The sequence below is a fragment of the Armatimonadota bacterium genome (assembly GCA_020354555.1).
Lineage (GTDB): Bacteria > Armatimonadota > Hebobacteria.
The window spans coordinates 2,142,114-2,145,088 of sequence record CP070648.1 but is presented as its reverse complement, the minus strand read 5'-3'; the positions used below and the strand labels follow the sequence as shown (position 1 = coordinate 2,145,088).

The 2,975-nt window shown below is 67.5% G+C and carries 4 protein-coding genes; 2 read left to right on the top strand and 2 right to left on the bottom strand.

The genetic code is table 11. The features are described 5' to 3' along the window. On the bottom strand, positions 1-612 hold a 612-nt coding region (locus tag JSV65_08765; protein ID UCH36428.1), incomplete at its 3' end, for a TetR/AcrR family transcriptional regulator. Positions 613-784: 172 nt separating this feature from the next. Here JSV65_08765 and JSV65_08760 point away from each other — a divergent pair. Together JSV65_08760 and JSV65_08755 are read left to right on the top strand one after the other, a co-directional pair. Beyond that, complete coding sequence (locus JSV65_08760; GenBank protein UCH36427.1) at positions 785-985, top strand: hypothetical protein; 201 nt, start codon at positions 785-787, stop codon at positions 983-985. 18 nt (positions 986-1,003) lie between these two features. After that, the gene (locus JSV65_08755; protein UCH36426.1) at positions 1,004-1,312 is read left to right on the top strand and encodes a thioredoxin family protein; all 309 of its coding nucleotides are present in this window, start codon (positions 1,004-1,006) and stop codon (positions 1,310-1,312) included. Positions 1,313-1,374: 62 nt separating this feature from the next. Here JSV65_08755 and JSV65_08750 read toward each other — a convergent pair whose 3' ends face one another. Further along, entirely contained in the window at positions 1,375-2,727 is a 1,353-nt protein-coding gene (locus JSV65_08750) for an L-lysine 6-transaminase (GenBank protein UCH36425.1), read from the bottom strand. Between the last annotated feature and the right edge of the window lie 248 nt (positions 2,728-2,975).

Genomic DNA, 2,975 nt, shown 5'->3' with positions numbered 1-2,975 from the left:
GTCATGAAGCAGTCTCCTCTTTTCGGTGTGATCCTCCTGGGCCTTGACGGCGTCCCACGCCGCGTCGAACACCTGTTGCGGCCCGACGTGCTGCGCGGTCCAGTCGTCGTTGGCGATCCGCTCCCGCGCCAACTTGACCAGCGCGAGCCACACGTCGGTCCACACCTCGGCCGACCCGGAGCGCACCTCCCCCGCCGACTTCCCGGAGGCGATGATCTTGCTGATCTCCTCCCGCAGCTGGGCGAAGCCATCGCGGCTCTTCGTGTCAAGCAGGTCGCCCAGTCGGGTGAGGAAGACGAGTTTGATGAGCGCCGGGTCGCTGCCCGCTAGATCGCGCCACGCGGCGGCAATGCGGCCGAGGCGTGCCGGGCAGCTGAGGGTCACAGGGGCGTCCTTCACCGCCGACATCAGTAGGCGGACGGCAGCGCGGTAGATCTCGTTGAGCAGGTGTTCCTTGCTGTCGAAGTGGCGGTAGATGGTACCCTCGGCGACCCCGGCGCGCCTGGCGATCATCGGAGTGGTGCTGGTGTGGTAGCCCTGGGTCGTGAACAGTTCGAGCGCCGCGCGTACGAGGCGCTCCCGCGTTCCGGCAGGGTCGCGCCGTCGGCGCACGGCCGTCCTCGGAGTGTCCTGGGGGTGAGCCATCACTCGCAACGGTACCATCGCGGAGCCGGTCTGCCAAGCCGGCTCCTTATCTTTGACGGGGAACCTCGCAGCGGCCGCTCGGCTTGTGCACGGCACCGGGACGCCCGGATGGGGGACATCCGGGGGTGAGGGGGTGTTGATGGCGGAAGCGATGACGCTCGACTTTCCGCGGCTGTGGGACGCTGCGACGCCATACGCGCGCTTCGCCCAAGATGCGCAGGATCTCAAGGGCTTGTGGGAGGGCGTCTACACGAAGGCGCGCACGCCCGCATGGGCGCTCGAGACCGCCCGGGCGAAGGGGCGCGGCGCGCGCCTGCTAGTGATCAGTGAGGACTGGTGATGGGATGCCGCCAACACGGTGCCGGTGTTGGCTCGGCTCGCCGACGACGCGGGTACCTTCGAGGTGCGTTTCATCTCGCGCGACGCGCACCCCGAGGTGATGGACCACTACCGCACCGAGGGCACGCGCTCGAGCCCCATCGTCATCGCACTGGATGCCGAGTTCGAGGAGCTCGGGCACTGGGGTCCGCGCCCCAGCGAGCTGCAGGCGTGGGCCAAGGCGAACAGAGCCACCATGGAGAAGAGAGCCTTCTATGCCGAGATGCGGCGGTGGCACGTGGCGGACGGGGGCGAGTCGACGCTCAGAGAGGTCCTTGCTCTGCTCTGAGCGGCGCACGACCGCCGCTGCCGGCGCGCCGGCCGCGCGCCGCCCCCTCCTCGCTTGCCACCCTATAGCGTGTCCGGCAGTGGCTTGGGCTTGGTGCGCAGCTTTGCCGTGGTCTTGAGCTGCTTCCGCAGGATCTCCAAGGAGCGGCCTACGTCGTCGTCGCGGAACGTGAGCGACGGCCGGAACCGCACCGAGCGCGGTCCGCAGGACAGCGTGGCCAAGCCATTGGCCCAGCAGCGTTGGCGCAGCAGTTCGCGCGCCTCGCCGTCGGGCATGTCGAACGCGAGGAGTAGCCCGCGCCCCCGCACGTTCGTCACCTGATCGAACTCCTGCTGCAGCTGTTCCAGGCCGGCCCTGAATGCGGCGCCGACCGAGGCCGCCTTCCCCACCAGCCCGTCCTCCTCCATGATCTCCAAGTAGCGGGCGCACCGCACCATGTCGACCAGGTTGCCCCCCCAGGTGGAGTTGATGCGCGAGGAAACGCGGAACACGTTGGTCTCGACCTCATCGATCCGCTTCGTGCTCATGATGCCGCACACCTGGGTTTTCTTGCCGAACGACACGATGTCGGGCGTGGCACCGAGCTGCTGGAACGCCCACATGGTGCCGGTCACGCCCATGCCCGTCTGTACCTCGTCAAAGATCAGGAGCGCGTCGTGGCGGTCGGCCAGGGCGCGGAGCTGCTGGAGGAACTCCGGCCGGAAGTGGTTGTCGCCGCCTTCGCACTGGATGGGCTCGATGAGAATTCCGGCGATGCCGTGCGGGTCCTTTGCGAACGCCGCCTCGATCTCCTGCACCGACCGCTGCTCCGCGCGGGCGACGGCCTCCTCGTCGATGGGGAACGCCATCTTCGGGTTGGACACTCGCGGCCAATCGAACTTCGGGAAGTCACGGATCTTGAGCGGCTCGGTGTTGGTGACGGAGAGCGTGTAGCCGCTGCGACCGTGGAACGCCTCGCGGAAGTGGAGGATCTTGTCGGCGCCCCCCTCGATGCCCTTCTCCCGGTTCTTCTGCGCCTTCCAGTCAAACGCCGCCTTCATGGCGTTCTCCACTGCGAGGGCGCCCCCCGCGATGAAGAACAGGTGACCGAACTCTCGCGGAGCGGCGATCTTGCGGAACGTCTTCACGAAGGCCGCGAACTCCTGTGAGTAGATGTCGCTGTTGGCGGGATTGGCGAGCGCCGCCCGCAGCAGCGAAGCACGAAAATCCCCGTCCGCCATCTTGGGGTGGTTGTGACCGATCGGCAGTGTGGCGAAGTACGTGTAGCAGTCGATGTACTCCTTCCCGCTCAACGCGTCGACGATCACCGAACCCCGCGACTTCTCGAGGTCGATGACGATATGGAAGCCGTCGACCAGGATGTTGCTCTTCAGGATCGGAAAGACCTGGTCGGCGGGAACTCGAATCTCAGCCATGGTGCGCTCCTTTCGCGTGCTGCGACCCAACCTTCAGGACGGGATCTACAAGGGGAGCGACCGGCTCGCGCTCGGGCGGCATCGAGCGCCCACGGTCAGGGGCGGTGGTGCGGCTCGGGAGCGGGCGCGGCGCTAGCGCGGCGCCTCGTTCGGTGGGGCGAAGATCCCGGGGCGGGCCCGCCGGGGCAGGAGTTTGCTGGGTGAGCAGGTGGCTTTGTGCAAGACTCGCCGTGCCTCGTCCAGTCGTG

Excerpts from the sequence above, each read along its gene's own strand:
- JSV65_08760 (UCH36427.1), top strand. The coding sequence starts at position 785 with ATGGCGGAAGCGATGACGCTCGACTTTCCGCGGCTGTGGGACGCTGCG.
- JSV65_08750 (UCH36425.1), bottom strand. The coding sequence starts at position 2,727 with ATGGCTGAGATTCGAGTTCCCGCCGACCAGGTCTTTCCGATCCTGAAG.